The sequence below is a fragment of the Kitasatospora sp. NPDC036993 genome (genome assembly GCF_055607525.1).
Map to the genome: position 1 here is coordinate 252364 of NZ_JBVJRP010000002.1, position 25453 is coordinate 277816.

A 25453-nucleotide genomic window follows, 5' to 3' on the forward strand; every position below is an offset into this window, starting at 1 on the left:
AGGCCAGGGGGTCGGGCGTACTCCCTCGCCGACTCGGCCTGCCGAGGGGGCGAACTCGAATAGGGTGAAAGGTTCAGACCACAGCACCCCGAGCGGCGGGCACACCCGCCCGGCGCCGCCCGGAGCGGCTCAGGGCATCGCCCCGCCGGCGCCCGGGCACAACGAAGACCCGGCGGACCGGATGGTCCACCGGGTCGGAACCGACCAGAGCGGCGGGGAGGGACCCGTGCCGCGCCGGCCGGACTAGCCGCGCCCGCCGAAGAGGCTCCGCCGCAGCCGACGCAGCGGCGTCAGCAGCGAGATCCTGGTGTGGCGGCGACGGGTCGTCGGGGCCTCGGCGCCGCGCGGCGTGAGCTCCCTTATCAACCCGAGCGCCTCGGCGGTGTCCACCGCCGGGAGTGCGGGCGCGCCGAGCACGGCCAGGTGTCGGTCGATCCGGCGGCCGGTCGTGCCGACACCGCACTGGACCGCCGGCACGCGAGGCCGAGTCCGCACTTGCATGTGTTCCATCAGTTTTCCCACCCCTACGAGGCGCCAGGGCCGTGAGGCGAAGACTATCCGTGAAGGACGGCCTTCGCGCAACCGTCCCTGGTGTTGTGCCACCGTATCGTGCGGCGTCAACTGACGAAGCACCAGGGGCCACCAGGCCGGTCACGACTAGGCATCAATGATGGTGCACGACCAGCCGTACGTCACCAGGGCGGGCGGGCGCGGGTGCGGCACCCGTCCACGCGGCACGCGCCCGGCGCGCGGCAACACCCCGGCGACGTCCAGTGCGCACCTCGCCCGCCTCCCCTATATGGGGACAGCCGTCACATCGACAAAACGACCGCCGGAACGGCCGCCGGAGCGATCACCGGGACGATCAACGGGGCGTCCGCCGAAGCCGCGCGGACCCGGGCAGGGCTGGGCAGGGCACTCGCGACAGCGCGAACACGTCCGACTTCAGGAAGTGAACACAATCGAGGGATTGACTCCCGGCGAACCTCCAAGCAATATCTGATGCACACGCCAGTGCCCGTACCCCACTCAAGCGTGTGTTCGAGTGATGAAGGACTCCGGTTCCCGCGAGCCACTGCCCGGCCGCCTCGACGCTGCGGCGGCCAGGCTCGCGCGGTACCCGGACAGGCGGTCGGCCGTAGAGGGTCGGCCGGGCCGCCACCCGGCTGCCGGTGCCGCCCCGTGAGGGGCCCGGCACCGGCGGTTCCGGGCCCGCCGCGAACCCGCCCACCCCGAAGGGCCTTCGCGCCCCGCCACGAGGCCCCCGGGGTCCGCACCGGACGTCCGCGCAGGTCGCACCCGGTGGATCGGTAAACTCGGCCAGCGTGTCCCTCCTCCTCAGCATCGTGCTCCCGGTCCACGGCGTGGAGCGGTATCTCCCGCGCTGCCTCGACTCGATCCTCGGCGACACCCCCGCCGCGGAGACCCGCTTCGAGGTGATCGCGGTCGACGACCTCTCCCCCGACGGCTCCGGCGCGATCCTGGACGCCTACGCCGCCCGCGACCCCCGGCTGCGGGTGCTCCACCTCACCGAGAACCAGGGCCTCGGCGGCGCCCGCACCGCCGCCCTGCCACAGGCCCGCGGCGAGTACGTCTGGTTCGTGGACAGCGACGACTGGGTGCCCGAGCAGACGGTCGGTGCCCTGCTCGACGAACTGGAGCGGGAGCGCCGCCGGGAGACCCCCGTCGACGTGCTGATCACCGGCTTCACCCACGTCTACCCGGACGGCGGGACCGAGCCCAACCCCTGGCGTCACGTGCTGACCGACTCCCCGCTGGTCGAGGGCTGCACGCTGGCCGAGCACCCGGCGCTGTTCCAGACCGTGATGTCGGTGTGGAACAAGGTGTTCCGCCGCGAGTTCCTGGACGGCCTCGGCGTCGCCTTCGGCCGCGGCTACTACGAGGACATCTCGGTCACCTACCCGGCACTGCTGGCCGCCGGGCGGCTGCGCTACCTCGACCGCCCCTGCTACTTCTACCGGCGCGGCCGGGACGGCGCGATCACCGCCACCGCCTCCCCCAAGCACGCCGACGTGTTCGCCCAGTACGACGCGATCTTCGCCTTCATGGACCGGTCCGGCAACGGCGACGGCGACCGACAGGACCGCCCCGGCCGGCCCGTCCCCGACGCGCTGCGCACCCTGGTCTTCGACCGGACCGTCCGCCAGGCGCTGAACGTCTACGACACCCCCGGGCTGGTCCCCGCCGACCTGCGCAGGGACTTCTTCCAGAAGATCGCCCGGCACTTCGACCGCCACCGCCCGGCCGACTACCGCTTCCCCGGCGGGGTGCGCGGCGTGCAGTACCGGCTGGCCGCGCGCGGCGCCCGGATCGCCTACGCGGAGCTGCGCCGCACCGGCCGGCTGCCGCGCGAACTCAAGCGCGGGGCGCGGGCGGTGGCGCCCGCGGTGAAGAAGGGGATGCGCAGCGGCGCCCGGTTCACCGCGTACAACGCGTTCCGCCGGCTGCCGCTGGACGAGAACCTCGCGGTCTACGCCGCGTACTGGCACCGCGGTTACGCGTGCAGCCCGGCGGCGATCTACGAGAAGGCGAAGGAACTCGCCCCACGGGTCCGGGGTGTGTGGGTGGTGGAGAACCGCGCCCAGGCGGCCACGCTGCCGCCCGGCGTGCCGTACGTGATCGTCAACACCCCCGCCTACCTGAAGGCGATGGCGACCGCCAAGTACTTCGTCAACAACGTCAACTTCCCCCGCACGATGTCGAAGCGGCCGGGCACGGTGCACGTCCAGACCCAGCACGGCACCCCGCTCAAGGCGATGGGCATGGACCTGCGCGACCACCCGGCGGCGGCCGAGGGAATGGACTTCGAGCAGCTCCAGGCGGCCGTCGACCGCTGGGACTTCCTGGTCTCCCCCAACCCGCACACCAGCAAGCACTTCGCCCGCGCCTTCCCCGGCCGGTACGAGATGCTGGACACCGGCTACCCTCGCAACGACCGGCTGGCGAAGGCCGCTTCGGACGAGGTCCGGGAGATGCGCGAACGGCTCGGACTGCGGCCCGGCACCCGGGCGGTGCTGTACGCGCCGACTCACCGCGGCAGCAAGGGCGGCTACGTGCCGCTGCTGGACGTGGCGGCGCTGGCCCGGCAACTGGGCCCGGAGTTCACGCTGCTGGTGCGCACCCACTACTTCCACACCGACGGCCCTGGCGACCTGGCGGCGGCCGGTACGGAATCGGCGCGGATCGTGGACGTCTCCGCGCACCCGACGGTCGAGGACCTCTACCTCGCGGCGGACGTGCTGGTGACGGACTACTCGTCGATGATGTTCGACTACGCGGTGCTGGACCGGCCGGTGGTGATCTTCGCCCCGGACTGGGAGGAGTACCAGCGCGAGCGCGGCGTCTACTTCGACCTGTTCGAGGAACCGCCGGGCGCGGTCACGGTGGACCCGGACGGGCTGGCGCGGGCGCTCCTGGCGGGCGATCCGGAACCGGCGGCACGGTCCCGCTTCCGGGCGAAGTTCTGCGTCTGGGACGACGGCGGGGCGGCGGAGCGGGTGGTGCGCCGGGTCTTCCCCGCGACGTAACAGCCCCGCGACGCAGCAGCCCTGTGACGTAGCAGCCCGGCGGAGAAGTGAAGCAGGGCCTCCGGACGGGGCCGGTGCCGGCGGTACGGCGACCGGCCCCGTCGGCGCGGACTCAGCGCCGGCGGGCGGCCAGGAACTCCTCGAAGGTCAGGACGCCGTCGTGGTCGGTGTCCATGCCGTGGATCAGCGCCTCGGCCATCGAGAGGGTGACGTCGTGGTCGCCCATCTCGTTGGCCGCCAGGGCGTACTCGGCCGGGGTGATCCTGCCGTCGCCGTCCTTGTCGAAGCGGTCGAAAAAGGCCTTGATCGCCTCGGTGGTCTCCATCGTGCCCTCCTGGGTACTGCGGGGTGTCGCTCGGTTCGGACGGCCGTACCCTACCCGGCCGTGGCGCGCGCCACGGCCGCCGGGAGTGGACGGGCGCGGGGGTGGGTGTCGTAGTCTGCGGATCTGATTGCAGGCCCGGGCTCCTCCCGGGCGGTCGTTCGTCCAGGGAGGGAATCGTGCTCGACCTCGCCACCAAGTTGGTGCTGAAACCGGTCTCGCGGGGGATCTGGCGGCCGGTCATCGAGGGGATCGAGAACGTCCCGCGCAAGGGCGGGGTGATCCTGGCCAGCAACCACCTGTCCTTCATCGACAGCGTGGTGATCCCGCTGACCGCCCCGCGCCGGGTCCACTTCCTCGCCAAGGCCGAGTACTTCACCGGCACCGGGCTCAAGGGCCGGCTCTCCAAGGGCTTCTTCGAGGCGATCGGCGCGGTGCCGGTCGAGCGCGGCACCTACCGTTCCGCCCAGGCCTCGCTGGAGTCGGCGCTGGAGATCCTGGAGGACGGAAAGGCCTTCGGCATCTACCCCGAGGGCACCCGTTCGCTGGACGGCCGGCTCTACCGGGGCAAGACCGGCGTCGCCTGGCTGGCGCTGACCGCCGGTGTGCCGGTGGTGCCGGTGGCGCTGGAGGGTCCGGAGCAGATCCTGCCGGTGGGCAAGCGGCTGCCGCGGCTGAAGAAGGTGACGGTCCGCTTCGGCGAGCCGCTGCACTTCGACGGGCTGCACGGGCAGGCCCGCTCGCTGAAGGCCCGTCGGCAGGTGACCGACGAGGTGATGGCGGCCATCCAGCGGCTCTCCGGCCAGGAGGTCGCGGAGAGCTACAACGAGGCCCCGAAGGCGGCCTGACCCCGGGCCGGCCGCGTACGCGTCGGCCGGGGCCGACGGCCGCAGCCGATGTCCGTAGTCGACGTCCGTAGTCGACGTCCGTAGTCGACGTCCGTAGTCGACGTCCGTAGTCGCGTCCGTAGTCGCGTCCGTAGTCGGCGTCCGCGGTCCGTCAGACGCGCCCGAGTGCCGCCGGTTCCGGCTGCCCGGCGGCCTCCGGTACCTCCCGGCGCAGCAGCGCCGCGTACCGGCCGTCCAGCGCCACCAGCTCCTCGTGGGTGCCGAGTTCGACCACCTCGCCGCGGTCCAGGACGGCGATCTGGTCGGCGGCGCGGACGGTGGAGAGCCGGTGCGCGATGGTGATGGTGGTGCGGCCGGCGGCCAGGGTGTCCACGGCCTGCTGGACGGCGCGTTCGGTGCGGTTGTCGAGCGCGCTGGTGGCTTCGTCGAGGATCAGCACCGGCGGGTTGCGCAGGATCGTCCTGGCGAGTGCCAGGCGCTGCTTCTCACCGCCGGAGAAGCGGTAGCCGCGCTCGCCGACCAGGGTGTCGTAGCCGTCCGGCAGGGCGGCGATGGTGTCGTGGATCTGCGCGGCCCTGGCGGCCTCGACCAGTTCGGCGTCGTCGGCGCCGGGCTTGGCGAAGCGCAGGTTCTCGGCGACCGAGGCGTGGAAGAGGTAGGTCTCCTGGGAGACCACGCCGACCGCGCGGGCCAGGGTGTCGAAGGACAGTTCGCGCACGTCCACCCCGTCCAGGGTGACCCGTCCGCCGGTGACGTCGTACAGCCGCGGGACGAGGTAGCTGAGGGTGGTCTTGCCCGAGCCGGTCTCGCCGACCACGGCCAGTGAACTCCCGGCCGGGACCTTGAGGTCGACGCCGGCCAGGGTCGGGCGCTCCTGCCCGGGGTCGTAGCGGAAGTCGACGGACTCGAAGCCGACCTCGCCGCGGATCCCGGTCAGGGTGACCGGGTCGGCCGGTTCGTCGATCTCCACCGGCAGGTCGAGGTACTCGAAGATGCGCTGGAAGAGCGCGAGCGAGGTCTGCACGTCCACTCCGGTGGAGAGCAGGCTGACGGTCGGGCGGAAGAGGCCCTGCTGGAGGGTGACGAAGGCGACCAGGGTGCCGACCGAGACGATCGGCGCTCCGGCGGCGGAGGTCAGGCCGGCCGCCCAGTAGATCACCGCGGGCATCGCGGCCATCACGATCTGGATGGTGTTCATCCGCCAGCGCCCGGCCATGCTGGCCCGCACCTCCAGGTCGGCGAGCCGGTCGGACTGCCCGGTGAACTCGCCGGCGAGCGAGCCGGAGCGGCCCATCGTGCGGCCGAGCAGGATGCCGCTGACCGAGAGCGACTCCTGGACCGCCGAGCTCATCGCGGCCAGCTGCTTCTGCCGCTCGGTGGTGATCTTCTTGCGCTCCTGGCCGACCCGCCGGCTGATCCAGACGAACAGCGGGAGCAGCAGCAGCGAGACGACCGTCAGCCGCCAGTCGAGCGCGACCATGGCGACGACGGAGGCGACCACCGCGGTCAGGTTGGAGACCAGGCTGGTCGCGGTGGAGGTCACCGTGGACTGCATGCCGCCGATGTCGTTGGCGATCCTGGACTGCACCTCGCCGGTGCGGGTGCGGGTGAAGAAGGCCAGCGACTGCCGCTGGAGGTGGCCGTAGACGGCGGTACGCAGGTCGTGCATCACGCGCTGGCCGACGGTGGTGGAGATCAGCGTCTGCAGCACGTTGAAGATGCTGTTCACCACGGCGGTCAGGATCATCCCGAGCGCGAGCAGGCTGAGCAGCCCGGTGCGGCCCTGCGGGATGGCGGTGTCCAGGACGGCCTTGAGCAGGAACGGCGAGACGACCGAGACCACCGCGGAGGCGGCGACCAGCAGCCCGACGGTGGTCAGGCGGCCCCGGTACGGGTGGAAGAGCGCGAGGATGCGCCGCCACTCGGCGGGCGGGCGGGGATCGCCCTCGGCGCGGTCGGGCGGGGTCCAGTCGATGGCGGTGGGCCTCAAGGACGGGCCTCCCTGGGTGGGACGGTGGAGCGGACGGCGGGACGCGGGTCAGCATAGCGAGGATAGCTCATAGTTAGACAAGCTAATAGTGAGGGTTACTCTATTCCTCTGCCACACCGAACCCGGCCGCCCCGGCCGCCACTCTGCCGCCCCGGCCGTCACCCTGCGACCCCGACCCCGACGCCGCCCCGCCTCCCGGCACCCCCGTCCCGACGCCCCGGCCTCAGTCGGTCCGGTAGCTGCGCGCCGCCTTGGAGGAGAGCCCGCCGAGCTTGCCGGACGGCAGCACCCGGGCGATCGCCACGGCCGCCTTGTACCGCTTGCCCGGCACGGACACCGACCGGCCGCGGGCCAGGTCGCGCATCGCCTCGTTCACCACCCGCTCCGCGGACAGCCAGGACCAGGACGGGATGTTGCCGGTGCCCATGCCGGCCCGCTGGTGGAACTCGGTCCGGGTGAAGCCCGGGCACAGCGCCATCATCCGCACGCCCGTACCGCCGAGGTCGCGCATCACGCCCTGGGTGAAGCTGACCACCCAGGCCTTGCTCGCGCCGTACGTGCCGCGCGGCAGGAAGGCGGCCACCGAGGCGACGTTGACGATCGCGCCGCGGCCGCGCTCCCGCATGCCCGGCAGGGCGGCCGTGGTCAGCCGCAGGATCGCCTCGATGTGCACCTTCAGCATGTCCAGTTCGTCCTGGAGCGGGACGGTCCCGAAGGCCCCCTTGTTGCCGAAGCCCGCGTTGTTGACCAGGAGGTCCACCGGGCGGGCGGAGTCGGCGAGCCTGGCCTCCACGGCGGCGATGCCCTCGTCGGTCGCGAGGTCGGCGGTCAGCACCTCCGCCTCGATCCCGTACCTGTTGTTCAGGTCGACGGCGGCGCGCTCCAGGCGCCCGGTGTCCCTGGCCACCAGGACGAGCTGGTAGCCGCTGCGGGCGAGCCGGTGGGCGAAGGCGGCTCCGATGCCGGCGGTCGCGCCGGTGATCAAGGCGGTAGTCATGCCCCCGACCGTACCCACTCAGTGCACCGGCACCCGCACCCAGGGCGACGTCGCAGCTCAGCGGCCTGCGGATGCAGGTCCCCCCAGGTGCTCGTAATGTCGAGAAGGGGCATCGTCCGACCGGGCGGTGAAATTCCACTTGAGGAGGCATATCTGATGCTTACTCAGTTCCGGACCGAATCCGCTTCGACGTCACACAGCGCGACGCTCGAAGCCGAGACACTCGCGAGCCTGATGGTGGAGGACGAGGCCGTCGTGTCCGACGCGCCCACGTACTCGCCCGAGGCGGCAGGACTCCTGCTCCTGCTCGGCCTGATCCTCCTCTCCCCGAAGGGACCGAAGGAGAAGCCGACCCGGTAGCCGGACCCCCGGCCGCACCGGGCCCCGCGCCCACGCCGAACCTCCTGAAGGAGGACCTCACCACCATGCCATTCGCCGAGACCCCTCTCCGTGACGAGTACGCCGCGGCGGTCGAACGGGTGGCGGGCCGGATCCTCGCCGTCCTCCGGGACGGCGAGGATGCAGCCGCACTCGCGGATCCGGACACAGCCGTACCCCGCCCGCTGCTGGCCGCGGTGCGCGTGCTCGGAGCCGACCTCCTCGCCCCGCAACTGCTCGCCGGGACCGAGCCCGACGACCCCACCGCCGCACTGCTCGCCGAGGCCCGGCGGGCCCTTCCCGCACCCGCGGCCACCGCCGAGGGCGCGCTGGTGATCGCCTGGCAGGACTGGGCGGCCGACCGGGTGCTCGCCCGTACACCGTACGGGGGGGCGTCGACCGCGTCGCCGTCCGCTGCCCCGCCCTCTCCCGCTCCGCTGCCGGGACCGGCCGACCTGGGCTGGCAGTCCTGGTCGGTGCGGATGGCACAGCTGTCCGCACTCGCACTGCCCGGACTGGACGGACCGGTGCACGACGCCGCCAGGGCCGACACCCTGGGCCTCGCTCGCGGCACCGTCCGCTCCATGCTCCGGCAGGACTTCACCACCGCCGCACGGCTCGCCCGCTGGCTCGCCTGGGCGGACGCCGAGGGCCGACCGCCGCGGATCGAGATCGAGCCGGTCCTGGACCGGATCCGACTGATCGGCGTCGGCGCCCGTAACCGGCTGGACCTCGCCATCGCCGAGCGGCTGCTGGAGGGGACGGCATGACCGACACCCAGGTGCTCGCCACCGCCCAACAGCTCGGCAGCCGTGCGCTGTCCTGGCTGCACGCCTGCTACAAGGGCGGCTACGGCAGGCTCGAGGACAGCACCATCATCGACCTCTCCGAACCGAACGACGTCTACAAGCCGCTCTGCGAGGCCGCGATGGCCTCCTCCCTGGTCCTGCGCAACGGCGTCGCCGGGCCGCGGGACGTCCGCATCGCACGCGAGATGCTCGACGTCGCCTGGAGCCAGCTGCGCGAGGGCGATCTGCTGTACGAGCGGCAACTGCGGCACGTCACCGTCACCGATCCGCTGGAGACGTACGCGCACTTCGCCCGGATCGGCTACCGGCACGCCGCGCTGGAGGAACTGCTCGAATCGCTCGGCAAGCTGCGGGCCGTGCACGCCGTCGAGATCCCGGGCAGCCGGATGCTCGCCATGGCGAACGCCCGGCGGATCATCGGGCTCAGCCCCCGGCCGGACTGGCCCGCGCTCGCCGCCGGCACCTGGCTCGGCGCGCTCCCCGAACCCTGGACCGTCGCCTGGACGACCGCCTACCAGGCCACCCACACCGTCTTCCACCTCACCGACTGGGGCGCCCGGCCCGGGGATCTGCCCGAGCCGATGCGGGACTACCTGAACGACTGGCTGCCGGTCTGGCTCGACATCTGGCTGGAGATCGGCCAGTGGGACCTGGTCGGCGAGCTGCTGATCGTCGACGCGTGCATCGGGGAACCGGCCACCGGACGGTCCGGCTGGGAGGCCCTGGCCGCGGCGCAACGGGCCGACGGGCTGGTGCCCCGGGACACCGAACCGATCGAGGACGACCCGGAGTCGGCCATCCGCGCGCACGAGCACACCGCGGTGGTCGCGGTCGTGGCCGCGACGGTCATGCTCTCCCGGGCGCTCGGCGGCAGCCCCGCGGCGGTCGCGTGAACGACCTCGTCGACCAGGCCGTCACGGCGGTGGTGCGGGCGGCCGAGCCCAACGCCACCGCCGTGACGGTGGCCGTCGCACGCGGGGACCACGAGGAGATCCGGTGCTTCGGGCGGCTCAGGCGCGGGGCGGGCGCGCCGCCGTGCACGCCGGACACCGTCTTCGAACTCGGTTCGGTGAGCAAGACGTTCACCGCTCTGCTGCTGGCCACGATGGCCGTACGCGGTGAACTCGCCCTGGACGACCCGGTGGAGAGCCGCCTGCCGCGCTGCTGGCGCCCGGCGGCCGTCCGTTCGCCCGAACCGATCCGCCTGCTGCACCTGGCCACCCACACCTCGGGCCTGCCCCGGCTTCCCCCCGGAATGCGCGTGGGGGCCGTTCCCGCCTGGTTCAGCAACCCCTACGCCGCGTTCGGCGAGGACGACTTGAGAACCGGCCTCGCCCGAACGACCGTACGCAGCAGGCCAGGCAGCCGGTACGGGTACTCCAACTACGGGGTCGGACTGCTCGGGCGGACGCTCGCCGAAGCGGGCGGGCTGCCGTACGGGGACCTGCTCGCCGAACGGGTCTGCCGACCGCTCGGGCTGCGTTCCACGACCTGCGCCGCGGACGCTCCCGGCCAGGCCGTCGGATACCGGCACGGACGGGAGCTGCCGCCCTGGAGCATCCCCGGACTTCCGGGGGCGGGTGCCGTACGCTCCTCCGGGGCCGATCTGCTGCGCTACCTGCGGGCTCATGTCGACGGCGGCGCAGGAGAGTTGGGAACCGCCCTGCGGGAGGTCCAGCGGTTGCGGCTGCGGCTGCCACGCTCGACGGACCGGCTCGGCCTGGTCTGGATGCACCGCCACTCGGGCGGCCGGGACCTCTACTTCCACTCCGGCGGCACCCGGGCGTTCACCACCTTCGTGGGGTTCTCGTCCAAGGGCTCGACGGCGGTGGCGGCACTGGCCAGCACCCCACCGGCGCTGGACGGGCGATTCATCCAGGCCGGGTACGAGCTGCTGCGGGTGGCCTGCCCTGCGGACTGATCGTCCCGACCACCGCGGCCTCAGACCGCGACGGCCTTGGCGCGGTCGGCGGCGATGTGCACGGCGAGGCCGGCCAGGACGGTGCCCATCGCGTAGCGCTGGATCCGCAGCCAGCCGGGGCGGCGGTTGAGGAAGGCCGCGATGCCGCCCGCGCTCACCGCGATCAGGCCGTTGACGGTGACCGCGATCGCGATCTGGGTCAGGCCCAGCACCAGGCTCTGCGCGGCGACGTGACCGCGCTCCGGCGCCACGAACTGGGGCAGCAGCGAGATGTACATGATGGCGATCTTGGGGTTGAGCAGGCAGGTCAGGAAGCCCATCGCGAACAGCCGGCGCGGCGGGTCCGGCGGCAGCTGCCGCGGGGCGAAGACCGCCGTACCGCCCGGCTTGACCGCCTGCCAGGCCAGCCAGAGCAGGTACCCGGCGCCGGCCAGCTTGATCGCGGTGTAGAGGGCCGGCACCACCGAGAACACCGCGGCCACCCCCGCCGTCACCGCGACCAGGTAGACCAGGAAGCCGGTCGCGACCCCGGTCAGCGAGACCAGCCCGGCGCGGCGGCCCTGCGCGATCGAGCGCGAGACCAGGTAGATCATGTTGGGCCCCGGCGACAGCACCATGCCCAGTGCCACGGCGGCGATCCCGAGCACGGCGTGGCCGTCCACGGCGGATGTCAACGTGTCCATGCGAGGAGGCTAGGGCGGGCAATCCCCTCAATGCAATGATGACTTTGCACTCGGTGCAATGTGGCGGAGTGGCGGGGCCCCTGGCCCTTGACGCCGTCCGGGCCGCCCACCCCGTGCACTCCATGCATGCCATCCACGCTCTACGAAGGACCACGGGAGGGCCGACCGCCGATGGACGACTACCGCCTGATCGCCGACCGGATCGCCGCCGACATCGCGGACGGGCGGCTGCGGCCGGGCCATCAGCTGCCCACCCAGCGCGCGTTCGCCCGCAGCCGGGGCATCGCCGCCTCGACGGCCGGACGCGTCTACCAGGAACTCGCCCGACGCGGACTGACCGTCGGCGAGGTCGGACGCGGCACCTTCGTCCGGGCCGGGCGCGCGGCGGACGGCGGCCGCGTGGCGCTCGCGGAACCGGCCGCCTCCCCGGTGGACCTGGAGCTCAGCTACCCCACCGTCCCAGGGCAGGCGGAGCTGCTGGCGGGCGGGCTGGCGCCGCTGCTTCGGCCGGACGCGCTCGGCGACGCACTGCGGCCGGTCGGCGTGGCCGGGACGGGCTCTGCCCGGCGGGCGTTCGCGGGGCTGGTGTCGACCGGCTTCCGGGAGGTCGGGGCGGAGGAACTGCTGTTCGCCGGCAACGGGCGGCAGGCCATCGCCGGGGCGCTGTCCGCACTGGTACCGCCCGGGCAGCGGCTGGGCGTGGAGGAGCTGACCTATCCGGTGGTCAGGGCGGTGGCGGAGCGACTGGGCATCGTGCTGGTGCCGCTGGCCGTCGACGAGCACGGGCTGCTGCCGGACGCCGTGGCGGCCGCCCACAGGACCGCGCCGCTGCGCGCGCTGTACGTCCAGCCGCGCCTCCAGAACCCGCTCGGGGCGAGTCTGCCGCAGGAGCGGGCGGTGGCGCTCGTGGAGGTGCTGCGGCGGCTCGGCCTGCCGGTGGTCGAGGACGCCGTCTGGTCCTTCCTGCGGCCCGAGCTGGCGCCGCTGGCCGTGCTCGCGCCGGAGCGGACCGTGCTCGTGGACAGCCTCTCCAAGCGGCTCGCCCCCGGTCTGACCACGGGGTTCGCGGTCGTCCCCGCGGAGCTGCGCGAGGCGGTGGCGGGGTCGCTGCGCTCGGGCGGGTGGACGACGAGCGGCTTCGCGCTGGAGGCGGCGGTGCGCTGGATCGGGGACGGCACACTGGCCTCCGTCGAGGCGGCGAAGCGGGCCGACGCGGCGGCCCGGCAACTGCTGGCGCGCGAGGTGCTGGCGGGGCAGCGGCTGCGATCCGACCCGCGCTCGTACTCCCTGTGGTGGGAGCTGCCGACGGGCCTGCGGGCGGAGATCTTCGTCGCGGAGGCGGCGCGCGCCGGGATCTCGGTCACGCCCGCGGCGGCCTTCGCCGTCGACCCCCGGCGCTCACCGTCCGCCGTCCGGGTCGGGCTGGCCTCGCCGCCGCTGCCGGTGCTCGCTCGGGCGCTGGAGACGCTGGCGCGGATCGCGGGGGCGGGTGGGGGCGCGTCGCCGGGGGGGACGACGGACAGATGACAGCTGACAGATTTCGAAATCTGTCAGCTGTCATCTGTTATCCGTCGCCTGATATCTGTGCTTCCGCCGGGCTTCGTCTGTCAGGCGACGGCCGTCACTCGCCCGCCCCGTTCCGGCTCCCCCGGACCGCCGTGTCGGCCGCACCTCCGGCGCCGACCGCGCGCAGGCGGCTCGCGGCGGTGGCGGCGAGCTGGGGGGCGAGCCGGGCGACGTCACGGGAGCCGACCACCGCGATCAGGCTCGGCAGCAGCCAGCGGACCGGCTGCATCCCGCGCAGCCAGGCCTGCGCGTAGACGTGGGCGGACCGACGGGCGATCCCGGCGACGATCCGGTCCACGGCCGGCTCCAGCGGATACGTCTTGTTCGCCGGCCACGGCAGCCGGGAGCGCATCTGCTTCAGCACGGCGTCCTGGTCAGCCCCGCGCACCATGTCCGTGTCGGTCCAACTGAGGTACCCGACACCGACCTTGACCCCCTGGTAGGCCACCTCGGCGCGGATGGAGTGGGCGAAGGCCTCCACTCCGGACTTGCTGGCGCAGTACGCGCTCATCAGCGGCGCGGGCGTCAGCGCGGCGAGCGAGGCGATCTGGAGCAGGTACCCACGGCTCTCGGCGAGCGCCGGGAGGAAGGCCCGCGCGGTGGCCACGCTGCCCAGCAGGTTGACCTCGATGACCCGGCTGAACGCCCGGTGGTCGCTGTCGGCCAGCGGTCCACCGAGGGCGATCCCGGCGTTGGCGACGACGGTGTCGATCCGCCCGTAGTGCTCCTTGATCAGCCGGGCGGTGTCGCTGAGCGCGTCGAGGTCGGTGACGTCCACCTCCCAACTGGTCGCGGACGGGCCGCACTGCGTCGCGACGGCCTTCAGCTCCTCGGGCTCCAGCCCCAGCAAGGCCACCTGGGCCCCGCGCCGGGCGAGCTTGCGGGCCAGCGACGCACCGACGCCGCGCGCGGCCCCGGTGACGACGACGACCTGTGCGGACAACGGCGGGATGGCGTTCATGCGACGGCGGTCCTCTCGTCGGCGGAAGCAGAATCGGAAGCGGAGGCGGGGGCGGAAGCCGGGGCAGCGGCCTCGCCGGACGCGGCGGCCAGGTACCCGGAGGCCATCCGGTGGATCTCGGCCGCGACCTCCGCCGGGCGCTCCAGCGGCGACATGTGGCCGACCCCCGGCAGCAGCAACAGCCCCTGCGGATCCCGGAGTCCGGCGACGATCCGGTGGGCGTGTACCGGCGGGGTCAGCCGGTCTTCGGTGCCGACCACCACCGACGTGGGCGCGGTGAGCCGGGCGAGTCCCGCGTGGACGTCCAGCCGGTCGAGCACCGCGGCCCAGTTGGCGCGGACGGCGGTCGGGCAGGCCTGCACGATCCGGGCCGTCGCCTCGACCTGGCCGGCGGGCGAAGCCGGCCCCATGGTCGCGTACTTGAGCGCCGCCCGGCTGACCGGTGAGACCGGGCCGAGGGGCATCCGGGAGCGCAGCAGCTGACGGTGCAGGAAACGCCGCAGGCCCCGCGGGCGCACGGCCGGTGGCAGGACGGTGAGTTCGGCCACCAGCTCGCCGGGCCCGGTGGAGATCAGGACGGTCGCGGCGGTTCGCTCGGCGACTTCGGGACGGTCACCGGCCGCCATGATGGTCATCCCGCCCATGCTGTGCCCGGCCAGTACGGCCCGCTCCCCCGCCGGTACGGTCCGGGCGAGCACGGCGGACAGGTCCTCGGCCAGCGCCCGGGTCGAGTAGCGGGCCCGGCTCGGCGGGATCTCGCTGTGCCCGTGACCGCGCTGGTCGTAGGCCACCACCCGGTAACGGTCGGAGAGTTCGCGGATCACCGGGGCCCAGAAGGCGGTCGAGCAGGTCCAGCCGTGCGCGAGCACCACGGTGGGCGCGCCGGGCTGACCGTGCACCTCGGCGTGCAGCCGGATGCCGTCCGCCGAGCGGATGCTCAACTCCTCCACCGGGGCCGGCGGTTCGTACTTCTCAGGCAGGTGAACGCCACTCACGCGGAGACCTCCTGGACGGTGCGGGCGGCGGCGGGCGCGGCGCGCATGATCAGCTCGTACTCGCCGAGGTCCACCTTGCGGGTGGCCCTGCGGAACGAGGTGGTGGACCCCGGCCAGAGCACGGTGTTCTTGCCGCTCGGATCGAGGTACCAGCTGCGGCAGCCGCCGGTGGTCCAGACGGTGCGGTCCATCCGGTGCTGGAGTTCGAGGTTCCACTGCCGCTGGGCGCGTGCGGTCGGCTGCATCGCGGTGGCACCGATCGAGCCGAGCGTGGTCAACGCGTCGATCATGTAGTTCAGTTGGGACTCGATCATCAGGATCATCGAGCTGTTGCCGAGGCCGGTGTTGGGCCCGATCACGAAGAAGAGGTTCGGGAAGCCGTGCACGGTCGAGCCGCGCAGCGCCTCCATGCCGTCCTTCCACTCCTCCGCCAGGCTGGTGCCGTTGGCGCCGAACACCCGGGCACCGATGGGCATGTCGGTGACGTGGAAGCCGGTGCCGAAGACGATGGCGTCCACCTCGTGCTCGCTGCCGTCGGCCGCGACCAGCGTGGAGCCGCGCAGCTCACGCAGGCCGGAGGAGACGACCTCGGTGTTGGCCGCCGCGAGTGCCGGGTAGTAGGTGTTGCTGAGCAGGATGCGCTTGCAGCCGATCCGGTAGTCCGGGGTGAGCTTGGCGCGCAGCGCCGGGTCGGGGACGCCCTGGGCGATGTGGCGCTCGGCGAGCTGCTGGACCATGCGCAGGAGTCCCGGGCGGCGCACGAACGCGTCCACCTGGAGCTCGCGGAGGGCGAAGAGGGTGCCCCGGCGGATCTTCGCGGTGACCGGGAGGCGGCCGTGCAGCCACTTCTCCAGCTGGGTGATCTCGCGGTCGCGGCGCGGCAGGACCCAGGCCGGGGTGCGCTGGAAGACCGTCAGCTTGCCGACCTTCGGCTGGATCGACGGGACGATCTGGGCGGCGGAGGCGCCGGTGCCGACCATCGCGACGCGCTTGCCGGTCAGGTCGAAGTCGTGGTCCCAGCGGGAGGAGTGGAACACCTTGCCGGGGAAGCCGCTCAGCCCGGGCAGGTCGGGGATCTGCGGGTCGGCGAGCGGTCCGGCGGCGGAGACGATCGCGTCGGCGGTCCACCGGCCGGCCGCCGTGGTGATCTGCCAGCGGGTCTGCTCGCTGTCCCAACGCGCCTCCAGCACTTCGGCGTTGAAGCGCAGATGCGGACGGAGGCCGAAGACCGTGGCCACCTTCTCCAGGTAGGCGCGGATGTCCGACTGACCGGAGAAGCTGCGCGGCCAGTCGGGGTTGGGGGCGAAGGAGAAGGAGTAGAGGTGCGAGGGCACGTCGCAGGCGCAGCCGGGGTAGCTGTTGTCGCGCCAGGTGCCGCCGACGGAGTCCGCTCGCTCCAGGACCACGAAGTCGGTGATCCCGGCGCGGCGCAGCCGGACCGCGGCGCCGAGGCCGCCGAAGCCGGAGCCGATCACCGCCACCCGGACGTGCTGGACGGACTCCTGGGCGGCGGTGGTATCGGTCGCTGCGGACGCGCCGGAGCTGGGGCGCTTGCTACTGGATGCCATGCGGCAACCTCCTGAGGGTGGGGCGGTGATCTTCGCGCTCTTCCGGGACCGTCCGCCCCGGAGCCTCCCGGGGGCTCACCTCCGGGACCCTGCCAATCGCGCCAGTAATCACTGGCACGATTGGCAGGGTAACCCTTGCTGACACCGGATGGAAGAAGCGCGACGGCTCCGGTTCGGCGAGCCCTTCCGATGCGGCAAGCCCTCCGATCGGCGAGCCCTCCGATCGACGGGCCGACCGCCGCGGAGGGCCTTCCGAGCCCGGAGCGGCTTCGGAGCCGACGGTCCTATGCTGAACGCCGTGGACAAGGTCAGAGCTGCTGCGGACGACAGAAAACGCGAGTACCGGGTGGAGGAACTGGCCGAGGCCGCCGGCATCACCACTCGCACCCTGCGTTTCTACCGCGAACGCAAACTGCTCCAGCCGCCCCGCAAGGAGGGGCGCATCGCCTGGTACGGCGAGGAGCACCTGGCCCGGCTGCGGATGATCGGCGAACTGCTCGAACGCGGCCACACCCTGGGCGGCATCGCCGAGCTGATCGGCGCCGGGGAGAGCGGGCGGGACGTCGCCGACCTGATCGGGCTGGAGGCGGCAATCGTCGCGCCGTGGTCGGACGAGACCCCGGTGCGCCTGGACTGGGACGAGCTGAAGGCCGCCTTCGGCGACCAGCTGACCGAGGAGAACACCGCCGAGTCGATCGCCCAGGGCTACATCAGCGTCGAGGAGGACGGCATCGTCCACGTCAGCCGCCGGCTGATGGACGCCACCACCGAACTGGTGGCGGAGGGCGTGCCGCTCTCGGCGGTGCTGGAGGCGAGCCGGCGCACCCGGGAACACGTGGACGCCATCGCCGAGGTCTTCATCGAGGTGGTCAGCGAGCACCTGCTCAGCGCACTGGCCACCGACACCCCGCTCCCGGCCGGCGAGGCGGCCAGGCTCACCGAGCGCATCCTGCGGGTGCGGCCGCTGGCCCGTACGGTCGCGGACGCCCAGTTCACCCTCGCGATGGACCGGCGGGTGCGCGCCGAGTACGACGAACTGCTGCGCCAGCGACGGGAGAAGGGCTCCGAGGCGTAACCGGGTGGCCGGGCGGGCAGGGATTCCCGCGCCCTACCCGTACGTTGGAGGTGCCTCCGATGCCCCGACCGCTCAGCCGCCGTGCCGCCCTCGGCCTCGCCGCCGGACTCGTCCCCGGGCTCGCGCTCGCCGCGTGCGGGTCCGGCTCCCCCGGGACGGGCTCCGGTTCGGCAGGTTCGTCCGGCTCGGCAGGTGACTCCGGCGGCACCGGCGGCACCGGCGGCACCCGGACGGTCCGCCACGCGCGCGGCGAGAGCACCGTACCGGCGCGGGCGAGCCGGGTGGTGACCCTGGACACCGACGCGCTGGACTCGGTGGTCACCCTCGGTCTCAGCCCGGTCGGCGCCACCACCGTGACCGCCGGCGCGGCCTTCCCCGCGTACCTGCCCGCCGAGCGGCTGGCCGGGACGAAGCCGGTCGGGGCCATCGGCCAGCCCAGCCTGGAGACGATCGCGGCGCTGCGGCCCGACCTCATCCTGAGCAACCAGGTCCGCGACGACAAGCGGTATGACGAGCTGTCGAAGATCGCTCCGACCGTGCTCTCCAAGACCACCGGACCGGCCTGGAAGGAGAACGTCCGGCTGCACGCCGAGGCACTGGGCCGCCAGGCCGAGGCCGAGGCGGCGGACGCGGCCTACCGGACGAAGCTGCGGGACCTGGTCACCGCGCTCGGCGGGCCGGCCAAGGCGGCGGCCACCCGGGTCGAGCTGGCCCGCTTCCTGGCGGGCGCGCCGACCAGGCTCTACCTGAACGACACCTTCGTCGGCTCGCTGTTCAAGGACCTCGGGCTCGGCAGACCCGCCAACCAGGACAAGCCCGGCTTCTCGATGGAGATCAGCCCCGAGCAGGTGGACCAGGCGGCGGCCGACGTCATCTTCTACTCGGTGTACGGGGACGCGGCCAAGTCCGACCAGGGGAAGATCACCGACGGGGCGCTCTGGAAGAACCTCGACGCCGTTCGCAGTGGTCGGGTGTTCCGGGTGGACGACAACGTGTGGATGCTCGGCATCGGCTACACGGGGGCCGGGCTGGTCCTGGACGAGATCCGCAAGGACCTGGCGCCGACGGGCGGGTGACGGATGACGGGCGGCAGGCGCCAGCTGACAACCAACAACTAACAGATGACAGATGACAGATGACAGATGACAGATGATGAAATCTGTCATCTGAAAGCCGTCACCCGTCACCCGCCGGCTCGGGTCATCCCGTGCCCCCGCCGTACCGGCCCGGCCGCAGGCGCCCGGTGGAGGCGAGGAAGGCGACGAACCCACCGAGGACGATCCACCCCGGCCAGCCGGCCAGCGACATGGTGAGCGGGTCAAGTTCGGCACCCGGGTCGGCGAACTCCCGGACCATCGACACGCTCATGCTGCTCGTGAAGGTGTGCGCCAGCACCGCGGGGACCACGGACCCCGAGCGCAGCCTCAGCCAGGTGAAGACCGGCAGGACGAGCACACAGCTCACCGTCAGCGCCGGCACCGCCAGGTACCAGGGCCGTCCCGGGTACTGCCCTCCCATCAGCAGGGTCGGCAGGTGCCAGAGCGCGAAGGCCGTCCCGGTGAGCAGGTACGCCAGGACCAGCCGCGCCGTACCACCATCCGCACCGTCACCCGCAGCACCGCCCGTACCGCCGTTCACGCCGTCCGCACCCCGGCCGAGCCTCAGCAGCCGGGGGAAGAGGAAGCCCTGCCAGCCGATCTCCTCACCGAAGAACAGCGGCAACGAGAGCGCCATGCCGATCGCACCCTGGACCGCCCACGATCCGATCCGCCCCGGGTCCAGCGAGCCGAAACCGGCGAACGGGTAGCTGCCCACCAGCGCACCGAGCACCAACACCGCCGCCGTCAGCGCGCCGAGCACCCCGAGCGGCAGCAGGCAGGCCCGGACCGCACGAGTCCGGGGAAGGCGCAGCGCGAGCGCCTCCCGCACCCCTCCACCCCCTCCCGCGCGCTCGACGAAGCGGACCACGAACAGCGCCGCCAGCGCCGGAGCGAACATCGCGGCCCCGATGCAGAGTTGCTCCCGTACGCCGACCCCCTCCCGGGCGTCGGCCCGCTGGTAGCCGTCGGCGAGCAGCGGAGCCATGGCCGCCCACATCCCGAGGTAGGCGAGCACCAGGTAGACCAGCAGGCCGCGCCGCCGGACGGCGCTCTGCGTGGATCGTGTCAGTGGCTTCAGTGGCGTCATGCCGAGGACGCTACGGACCGGAGGGATCTCCCGAGAACCAAGTACGCTGCCGCTCAGGAGGGTTGTCGACTGCCGGTGGATGGTGGAGTTTTCTGGGTGTTCGGCGGCCTGTCGGACGTGCTACCCGCCGGGCGTACTGGTCGCTTTCCCTGCCGATGACGCACTCGCGGCTCGGGAGCGGTACAGTTCACCCACCTGACGGGCAGTCAGGCAGCGAGCAGCAGGGGCGACGGTGGTCCGCTCACCGTCACCCCTGCTGTGATGGCCCTGCCCGGCCCGTCTCAGCTGAGGGCCCGCTCATTTCCGAACCCGCCTGATCAGCAGATCAGTTGACGTTGACGGCCGTCCAGGCGGCGGCGACCGCGTTGTACTCCGCGCCACCCGAGCCGTACAGGTCGGCCGCCGCACTGAGGGTGCCCGCACGCGCACCCGCGTAGTCGGTGGTGGAGGTGAAGTAGGTGGTCAGCGCGCGGTACCAGATCTGCGCGGCCTTGTCCCGGCCGATGCCCGCGAGCGTGGAGTTGTCGTAGGTCGGGCTGTTGTAGTCGAACCCGTTGATGCTCTTCGCCCCGCTGCCCTCGGAGAGCAGGTAGAAGAAGTGGTTCGCCACCCCGGACGAGTAGTGCACGTCCAGGTTGCCGACGTTCGCGTCCCAGTAGTCCGCCGAGCCGCCGTCCCTGCTCGGCTGGTCCATGTAGCGCAGCGGGCTGCCGTCGCCGCGCAGGTTGATCAGCTCGCCGATCCAGTAGTTCGGCGGGTTGGAGGGCAGGTTGGCGTACCACTCGACCATCGTGCCCATGATGTCCGAGGTGGCCTCGTTGAGACCGCCGGACTCGCCCGCGTAGTTGAGGTTGGCGGTCGCCGCGGTGACGCCGTGGCTCATCTCGTGGCCGGCCACGTCGATCTCGGTGAGCGGCGCGGTGTTGTTGCTGCCGTCGCCGTACGACATGCAGAAGCAGCTGTCGTCCCAGAACGCGTTGACGTAGTTGGAGCCGTAGTGCACCCGGCTCAGGGCGCCGACGCCGTCGTTGCGGATACCGCTGCGACCGAAGGTGCTGTGGTAGAAGTCCCAGGTGGTCGCGGCCCCGAACTGGGCGTCCACGGCGGCGGATTCGCGGCTGTTGACGGTTCCGTCGCCGAACCTGTCGCTGGTGTTGGCGAACAGCGAGCCGGTTCCGTCGGTGCCGTTGTTCAGGTCGCTGGTGGACTGGTTGCCGCGGCTCGCGTCCTTGAGCGCGTAGGTCGAGCCGCTCTGGGTCGTGGTCAGCGGGACCTGGCCGACGAAGACGCCGTTGCCGGTGCCGGCGGCGGTCTCGATCGTCTCGTGCGAGGCCAGGACCCGGCCGTCGGCGGCGTCGGTGACCAGGATCTGGCGGCTCGGGGTACCGTCGGCGCGCCGGCCCTCGACCGTGGTGCGGTACGCCGGCCGCGGGTTGCCGTCGGTGGCCCAGACCACGAGTTCGGCCCGGTCGGCCTGGCCGACCTCGGTCAGTGGCGACGCGTCGGCGTCGGTGGTCGCCCCGAGGGTGGCCCTGACCGTCCCGGCGGCCTGCGCGGCCGCCCGGTCGGCGGCGATCCTCGGGGTCAGGCCCGGCAGCGCGATCCGGGCGGCGACCGCCTTGTCGACCGACTTCACCGAGCCGTCGGCCTTCTGGTGGACGACCAGGTCGCCGCCGATCACCGGCAGACCGGCGTAGGTGCGCTCGAAGCGCAGGTGGCGGGTGCCGTCCCGGTCCACCGCGGCGTCCTTGGCGACCAGCTTCTCCTGGTCGCCGAGCGCGAGCGCCTTGGCGAGCGGACCGGCCTGACCGGCCGCCAGCTTGAGCACGGCGGCGTGCTGCTGGGCGGCCTGGGCGACCCGGGCCTGCGACGTGTCGGCGGGGGCGGCTTGGGCGGCGGTGCTCACCTGGATCACACCGGTCAACAGGGCGGTGGCCGAGAGTACGGCGACGGCCGCGAGCTTACGGTTCACGTACGAGTCCTTCCGGGAAACCGCGTCCGGGCGCGGTCGTACCTCGTTCCGGGGGCCGGGTCGGCACCTGTGGGGAGGAACGGGCACTGACGTGCGGGAACCCCGCGCGGTCGAGCAGCTCGCCACCAAGGGGTGGGGGTGGGGGCTACCGCCGGGGGATGACCAGAAGCATGGCAATCGAGCAGGTTGATTGACAGGTCTGCTTCAGAAGTTGGCCAGGTCCCGCCACCGGGTAAAGAGCTTCCAATCGGCGGGCGAACCGGGGCAATCCACCACATCCCACCGGGGGTTCAGGCCCGAGCGACGACCGACCGCCTGCGCCTACGGGCATCCGTCCGCCCGGTGCCGGATCGGCGCCCGGTGCCGGCCGGCCGTCGATCGACTTTTACATGTGTGTAGAAGACTCCATACGGTTCCTTGACACCCGGGTGGCGAGGTTTCGCCACCCGCGCCCTCTTGTTCACCCGGGAGGCGCCTGCTAGCCGGTCCCCCCGCGCGCCCGCCGCCGCGGGCCGGTCACTGGAGCCGCCACTCCTGGGCGGTGTTGCCAGGGGTGCAGGCGACCATGCTGACCGCGCTGCCGGGGCCGTTGTTGGTCATGCAGCTCTGGTTCTGGTAGTCGCCGAGCGTGTACGAGTCGGACGAACTCCCGGTGTGGACCGTCCAGTTGGTGAGGAAGCTGAACCCGCCGTTCAGGACGACCTTCCCGTCCATCGTCTGGACCATCGTCGGGCCGCCGTTGTTGCAGGCGTTGAAGAGGATCCAGGAACCGGGGTTGGTGGAACGCACCCAGCCGTACTGCGCGTGCCCCCCGACCACGATCGGGTTGTCGCCGTTCAGGTTGTCGTCGCGCATCCCGATGGTGCGGCCGTCCTTCACACTGACGATGGTGCTCCAGCTGCTGCCGCCGCAGGAGGCGGGCCGGCCCGGGCTCTGCGGGGCGCTGGTGGTGCCGCCGCCGGTGGTGGTCTGGGCGGGGGGCTGCGGGTTCTGGTTGGCGGGCGGGTTGGGCGGGTTGCCGCCACCGGGCTGGTTCGCCTGTCCGCCCGACGACCCGGCGGCGGCGGTGCCCGCGCCACCGGTCTTGTTGCCGCCGGAGCCACCGGAACCGCCGGAGCCGGCGCTTCCGCCACTTCCACCGCCACTGCCCTGGCCGGCCGCCGGGACCGGCGCCTGTGACTGGCTCTGGGCGGTGCCGGGCGTCGGCTGGTCGGGGCCGGGGGTGGCCGACGGCGTGTCGGTCGGGGTCGGGGCAGCGGGTGGGGTGGTGGTCGCGGGCGCCGAGGTGGCGGCGCCCGGGTTCACGGGCGCGGTGACCACCACGGTCGGCTGGGCGGCGGGTGGCAGGACCCCGTCGGAGCCGCCGGATCCGCGGTCGATCAGCAGGACGGTCGCCGTGCCCATCGAGATGACGACGGGGATGACGATGGGCACCAGCAGGGTGCGCCGTGGCCGCCGACGGCCGGGCTCGGTCCGCGCCTGCGGCTCCACCTCCACCTTCGCGACCTCGTCCGGGGCCGGGGCACCACCCGTGGCGGGCACCACCACGGCCCCGCCCTCGGCGGACGCCTCCGCGGCCTCGCCGCCCTCGGCAGGACCCGCCGCCGTGTTCTCGGCCGCCGCCACCACGGCCGCGGCGCCCGCGGCCGCCTCACCCGCACCGGCCCGGAGCGGGATCGTCCGGCTGTCGGCCGCGCCGGCCTTCCCGGCCGTCGGCCCGTCTCTCCCGGCGTCCTCCGCCGCGGACGCGGCGAGCGCGGCGCGGGCCGCCGCGGCCATCTCGGCGGCGTCCGCGTACCGTTCCTCGGGCTTCTTGGCGAGCGCCCGGGCGACCAGTGCCCGCACCGGAGCCGGGAAGGTGTCCGGCAGCTCCGGCACGGGCTGGTTGACGTGCTTGAGCGCGATCTGGAGCGGACCGTCGCCGGAGTAGGGCGGTTCGCCGACCAGCAGTTCGTAGCAGACCACGCCGATCGAGTAGAGGTCGGTGGCCGGCCCGAGGCTCGCGCCCTCGGCCTGTTCGGGGGACATGTAGAGCGCGGTGCCGATGATCGCGAACGGGGCGGTGAGCTTGGTGCTGGCGACCGCCCGGGCGATGCCGAAGTCGGTGATGGCCACCCGGCCGTCGGTGCGCACCATCAGGTTGGACGGCTTGACGTCCCGGTGCACGATCTCCCGCTGGTGGGCGGCGTGCAGCGCGTCCAGGGCGCCGGCCGCCAGGTCGAGGGTGCGCTCGACGGTCATCGGGCCGGTGTCCCTGAGCACCCGGTCCAGCGGACTGCCGTCGATCATCTCCATGACGATGTAGGCGCAGCGCTCCTCGCCGTCCCCGCCGCTCTCCCCGTAGTCGTGGACGTGTACGACGCCGGGGTGGTCGATCGCGGCGACCAGCTGGGCCTCACGGCGGAAGCGCTGGGCGGAGGTGTCGTCCTCCAGCAGCTCCGAGCGCATGATCTTGACCGCGACCTGCCGCGCCAGCACGGTGTCCTCGGCCTTCCAGACCGATCCCATCGCGCCGCCGCCGATCTTCTCGACCAGCTCGTACCGCCCGCCGAGCACGGTGCCCGCGCCGCTCATACCCCTGCTCCCCCGTGTGTCGTGACCCGCCCCGACGGGTCATCGGCACACAGTGTGCCAGAGCGTGTCACGACCTCAGCAGTCCAGGTCCGAAAAGGAATTGGGCACGAATTGTCAGACGTCGAGGAAGTATCGGGCATGCTCCGAAACTTCTCGGACGGCCGCGACGACCGCCCGGGGCCGGTCCACCTGGATGGCGTGACCGGCGCCGTGGACCGTGCCGTGCGTTCCCCGGACGGCGTTCCTCGCGACGCACGCCTGCACGGCGGTCCACCGGACGCGCATCGTCCGGGGCAGCCCCTCGGTCGCGCTCAGGACCGCCAGCGGCATCTCGGGCGGCCGCGCGAGGGATCGGCGGCGCCGGATCCCGGGCCCGGCGAGGGCCGTCATCCGCTGTTCGGCGAGGACGGCCCACCGCTGGTGCGGGTGCGCGATCACGGCCGCCTCCGCCAGGTCGAGCGGCTCCGCCGGTCCTGGTGCTGCCGGCGCCGACCCGGCCCGGTACAGCCACAGCCGGTTCAGCACGGCCTCGGCGACCCGGATGGACTGCGGCTGGAACTCCTCGTGTGCCGGATCCACCAGCACCAGCCCGGCCACCAGGTCCGGCCGCTGCCAGGCGAGGAGTTGGGCCGGCTGGGCACCCCAGCTGTGCCCGACCAGGAGCGCCGGTCCCGCGTCCAGGTGTCGCACCAGGGCGGCCAGGTCGGCGACCTGGCCGTCCGGCGTCGGGCCGGCACCGCGCCCGGGGCCGGACTCGGGATCGCTGGCGCCCAACCCGGCCCGGTCGTACGCCACGACCCTTCCGTGCCGGGCGAGTTCGGGCAGTACGGCGGACCAGATGAGCGCCGTGGTGCCGCAGCCCGCGATCAGCACCACCGGTGCGACGCCACCCCGGCCGGCCTCCACCCAGCGCAACGCCCGTCCGCCGCGGTCCAGTTCACCGGTCCGCACACCGCCGGGCAGGTGCTCGCCCAGCGCCCGGGCCATGACCTCCTGGACTCCCCGCAGATCAGGTCCGGCCGGTGCGCCCCGCCTGCTCTGCCTGGTACTCATGCGTGA

Annotated in this window: 21 protein-coding genes; 9 read left to right on the forward strand and 12 right to left on the reverse strand. The window is 72.8% G+C overall.

Annotated features, from left to right (window positions below):
* Positions 1-243: 243 nt before the first annotated feature.
* Positions 244-510, reverse strand: a complete 267-nt coding sequence (locus tag ACZ7C5_RS04520) for a hypothetical protein (RefSeq protein WP_188298127.1) — start codon at positions 508-510, stop codon at positions 244-246.
* Positions 511-1325: 815 nt separating this feature from the next.
* On the opposite strand from ACZ7C5_RS04520, the gene ACZ7C5_RS04525 reads away from it, so the two are divergent.
* Positions 1326-3548, forward strand: coding sequence for a bifunctional glycosyltransferase/CDP-glycerol:glycerophosphate glycerophosphotransferase (locus tag ACZ7C5_RS04525; RefSeq protein ID WP_401088123.1), 2223 nt, complete (start codon positions 1326-1328; stop codon positions 3546-3548).
* Between the two features lie 112 nt (positions 3549-3660).
* Here ACZ7C5_RS04525 and ACZ7C5_RS04530 read toward each other — a convergent pair whose 3' ends face one another.
* Positions 3661-3873, reverse strand: a complete 213-nt coding sequence (locus ACZ7C5_RS04530; RefSeq protein ID WP_401088126.1) for an EF-hand domain-containing protein — start codon at positions 3871-3873, stop codon at positions 3661-3663.
* A gap of 176 nt (positions 3874-4049) precedes the next feature.
* Here ACZ7C5_RS04530 and ACZ7C5_RS04535 point away from each other — a divergent pair, with 176 nt between their 5' ends.
* Positions 4050-4718, forward strand: coding sequence for a lysophospholipid acyltransferase family protein (locus ACZ7C5_RS04535; RefSeq protein WP_401088129.1), 669 nt, complete (start codon positions 4050-4052; stop codon positions 4716-4718).
* Positions 4719-4869: 151 nt separating this feature from the next.
* On the opposite strand, the gene ACZ7C5_RS04540 is transcribed toward ACZ7C5_RS04535, so the two are convergent.
* Both ACZ7C5_RS04540 and ACZ7C5_RS04545 read right to left on the reverse strand, forming a co-directional pair.
* Complete coding sequence (locus tag ACZ7C5_RS04540) at positions 4870-6708, reverse strand: ABC transporter ATP-binding protein (RefSeq protein ID WP_470321950.1); 1839 nt, start codon at positions 6706-6708, stop codon at positions 4870-4872.
* A 223-nt stretch (positions 6709-6931) separates the two neighbouring features.
* Positions 6932-7705, reverse strand: a complete 774-nt coding sequence (locus ACZ7C5_RS04545; RefSeq protein ID WP_188298122.1) for an SDR family NAD(P)-dependent oxidoreductase — start codon at positions 7703-7705, stop codon at positions 6932-6934.
* A 156-nt stretch (positions 7706-7861) separates the two neighbouring features.
* Here ACZ7C5_RS04545 and ACZ7C5_RS04550 point away from each other — a divergent pair, with 156 nt between their 5' ends.
* The 4 genes from ACZ7C5_RS04550 to ACZ7C5_RS04565 all read left to right on the forward strand — a co-directional run bounded on the left by ACZ7C5_RS04550 (position 7862) and on the right by ACZ7C5_RS04565 (position 10813).
* Entirely contained in the window at positions 7862-8065 is a 204-nt protein-coding gene (locus ACZ7C5_RS04550; protein WP_401088133.1) for a hypothetical protein, read from the forward strand.
* A gap of 65 nt (positions 8066-8130) precedes the next feature.
* On the forward strand, positions 8131-8853 hold the full coding sequence (locus tag ACZ7C5_RS04555) for a hypothetical protein (RefSeq protein WP_470321951.1): 723 nt from the start codon (positions 8131-8133) through the stop codon (positions 8851-8853).
* On the forward strand, positions 8850-9785 hold the full coding sequence (locus ACZ7C5_RS04560; protein WP_401088137.1) for a DUF6895 family protein: 936 nt from the start codon (positions 8850-8852) through the stop codon (positions 9783-9785). Before ACZ7C5_RS04555 ends, ACZ7C5_RS04560 begins: the two co-directional genes overlap by 4 nt.
* Positions 9782-10813 carry a serine hydrolase domain-containing protein gene (locus ACZ7C5_RS04565; protein WP_401088139.1) on the forward strand — a complete coding sequence of 344 codons (1032 nt, stop codon included), beginning with the start codon at positions 9782-9784 and terminating at the stop codon, positions 10811-10813. The genes ACZ7C5_RS04560 and ACZ7C5_RS04565 overlap by 4 nt, the downstream gene beginning before the upstream one ends.
* Positions 10814-10833: 20 nt before the next feature.
* Here ACZ7C5_RS04565 and ACZ7C5_RS04570 read toward each other — a convergent pair whose 3' ends face one another.
* The gene (locus ACZ7C5_RS04570) at positions 10834-11496 is read right to left on the reverse strand and encodes a LysE family translocator (protein WP_401088141.1); all 663 of its coding nucleotides are present in this window, start codon (positions 11494-11496) and stop codon (positions 10834-10836) included.
* 171 nt (positions 11497-11667) lie between these two features.
* Here ACZ7C5_RS04570 and ACZ7C5_RS04575 point away from each other — a divergent pair, with 171 nt between their 5' ends.
* A complete protein-coding gene (locus ACZ7C5_RS04575) occupies positions 11668-13023 on the forward strand; it encodes an aminotransferase-like domain-containing protein (RefSeq protein ID WP_470321952.1) in 1356 nt (451 codons plus the stop codon).
* Between the two features lie 94 nt (positions 13024-13117).
* Here ACZ7C5_RS04575 and ACZ7C5_RS04580 read toward each other — a convergent pair whose 3' ends face one another.
* Genes ACZ7C5_RS04580 through ACZ7C5_RS04590 form a run of 3 tightly spaced genes read right to left on the reverse strand, consistent with a single transcriptional unit; the run spans position 13118 to position 16586 of the window.
* Positions 13118-14023: an SDR family oxidoreductase gene (locus ACZ7C5_RS04580; RefSeq protein WP_401088142.1), complete on the reverse strand. Its 906-nt coding sequence runs from the start codon at positions 14021-14023 to the stop codon at positions 13118-13120.
* A complete protein-coding gene (locus tag ACZ7C5_RS04585) occupies positions 14020-15018 on the reverse strand; it encodes an alpha/beta fold hydrolase (protein WP_470321953.1) in 999 nt (332 codons plus the stop codon). Before ACZ7C5_RS04585 ends, ACZ7C5_RS04580 begins: the two co-directional genes overlap by 4 nt.
* The gene (locus ACZ7C5_RS04590; RefSeq protein WP_470321954.1) at positions 15015-16586 is read right to left on the reverse strand and encodes a flavin-containing monooxygenase; all 1572 of its coding nucleotides are present in this window, start codon (positions 16584-16586) and stop codon (positions 15015-15017) included. Before ACZ7C5_RS04590 ends, ACZ7C5_RS04585 begins: the two co-directional genes overlap by 4 nt.
* Before the next feature lie 286 nt (positions 16587-16872).
* Between ACZ7C5_RS04590 and ACZ7C5_RS04595 the strand changes: the two genes are divergently transcribed.
* Positions 16873-17661, forward strand: a complete 789-nt coding sequence (locus ACZ7C5_RS04595) for a MerR family transcriptional regulator (protein WP_470321955.1) — start codon at positions 16873-16875, stop codon at positions 17659-17661.
* Positions 17662-17720: 59 nt separating this feature from the next.
* Positions 17721-18737, forward strand: coding sequence for an ABC transporter substrate-binding protein (locus ACZ7C5_RS04600; RefSeq protein WP_470321956.1), 1017 nt, complete (start codon positions 17721-17723; stop codon positions 18735-18737).
* 124 nt (positions 18738-18861) lie between these two features.
* On the opposite strand, the gene ACZ7C5_RS04605 is transcribed toward ACZ7C5_RS04600, so the two are convergent.
* The 4 genes from ACZ7C5_RS04605 to ACZ7C5_RS04620 form a co-directional block, all read right to left on the reverse strand.
* Positions 18862-19848, reverse strand: coding sequence for a CPBP family intramembrane glutamic endopeptidase (locus ACZ7C5_RS04605; RefSeq protein WP_401088149.1), 987 nt, complete (start codon positions 19846-19848; stop codon positions 18862-18864).
* Positions 19849-20173: 325 nt separating this feature from the next.
* Positions 20174-21820 (reverse strand): M4 family metallopeptidase, encoded by a 1647-nt coding sequence (locus ACZ7C5_RS04610; protein WP_470321957.1) that lies wholly within the window; start codon positions 21818-21820, stop codon positions 20174-20176.
* A 516-nt stretch (positions 21821-22336) separates the two neighbouring features.
* Positions 22337-24394: a serine/threonine-protein kinase gene (locus tag ACZ7C5_RS04615; RefSeq protein ID WP_470321958.1), complete on the reverse strand. Its 2058-nt coding sequence runs from the start codon at positions 24392-24394 to the stop codon at positions 22337-22339.
* Between the two features lie 114 nt (positions 24395-24508).
* Complete coding sequence (locus ACZ7C5_RS04620) at positions 24509-25447, reverse strand: alpha/beta fold hydrolase (RefSeq protein WP_401088155.1); 939 nt, start codon at positions 25445-25447, stop codon at positions 24509-24511.
* Between the last annotated feature and the right edge of the window lie 6 nt (positions 25448-25453).

What these genes read in the sequence shown, in the direction of transcription:
- ACZ7C5_RS04600 (WP_470321956.1), top strand. Translation starts at nt 17,721, where the DNA reads ATGCCCCGACCGCTCAGCCGCCGTGCCGCCCTCGGCCTCGCCGCCGGA.
- ACZ7C5_RS04575 (WP_470321952.1), top strand. Translation starts at nt 11,668, where the DNA reads ATGGACGACTACCGCCTGATCGCCGACCGGATCGCCGCCGACATCGCG.
- ACZ7C5_RS04530 (WP_401088126.1), bottom strand. Translation starts at nt 3,873, where the DNA reads ATGGAGACCACCGAGGCGATCAAGGCCTTTTTCGACCGCTTCGACAAG.
- ACZ7C5_RS04570 (WP_401088141.1), bottom strand. Translation starts at nt 11,496, where the DNA reads ATGGACACGTTGACATCCGCCGTGGACGGCCACGCCGTGCTCGGGATC.
- ACZ7C5_RS04520 (WP_188298127.1), bottom strand. Translation starts at nt 510, where the DNA reads ATGGAACACATGCAAGTGCGGACTCGGCCTCGCGTGCCGGCGGTCCAG.
- ACZ7C5_RS04580 (WP_401088142.1), bottom strand. Translation starts at nt 14,023, where the DNA reads ATGAACGCCATCCCGCCGTTGTCCGCACAGGTCGTCGTCGTCACCGGG.
- ACZ7C5_RS04590 (WP_470321954.1), bottom strand. Translation starts at nt 16,586, where the DNA reads ATGGCATCCAGTAGCAAGCGCCCCAGCTCCGGCGCGTCCGCAGCGACC.
- ACZ7C5_RS04545 (WP_188298122.1), bottom strand. Translation starts at nt 7,705, where the DNA reads ATGACTACCGCCTTGATCACCGGCGCGACCGCCGGCATCGGAGCCGCC.
- ACZ7C5_RS04560 (WP_401088137.1), top strand. Translation starts at nt 8,850, where the DNA reads ATGACCGACACCCAGGTGCTCGCCACCGCCCAACAGCTCGGCAGCCGT.
- ACZ7C5_RS04620 (WP_401088155.1), bottom strand. Translation starts at nt 25,447, where the DNA reads ATGAGTACCAGGCAGAGCAGGCGGGGCGCACCGGCCGGACCTGATCTG.
- ACZ7C5_RS04615 (WP_470321958.1), bottom strand. Translation starts at nt 24,394, where the DNA reads ATGAGCGGCGCGGGCACCGTGCTCGGCGGGCGGTACGAGCTGGTCGAG.
- ACZ7C5_RS04605 (WP_401088149.1), bottom strand. Translation starts at nt 19,848, where the DNA reads ATGACGCCACTGAAGCCACTGACACGATCCACGCAGAGCGCCGTCCGG.
- ACZ7C5_RS04550 (WP_401088133.1), top strand. Translation starts at nt 7,862, where the DNA reads ATGCTTACTCAGTTCCGGACCGAATCCGCTTCGACGTCACACAGCGCG.
- ACZ7C5_RS04555 (WP_470321951.1), top strand. Translation starts at nt 8,131, where the DNA reads ATGCCATTCGCCGAGACCCCTCTCCGTGACGAGTACGCCGCGGCGGTC.
- ACZ7C5_RS04595 (WP_470321955.1), top strand. Translation starts at nt 16,873, where the DNA reads ATGCTGAACGCCGTGGACAAGGTCAGAGCTGCTGCGGACGACAGAAAA.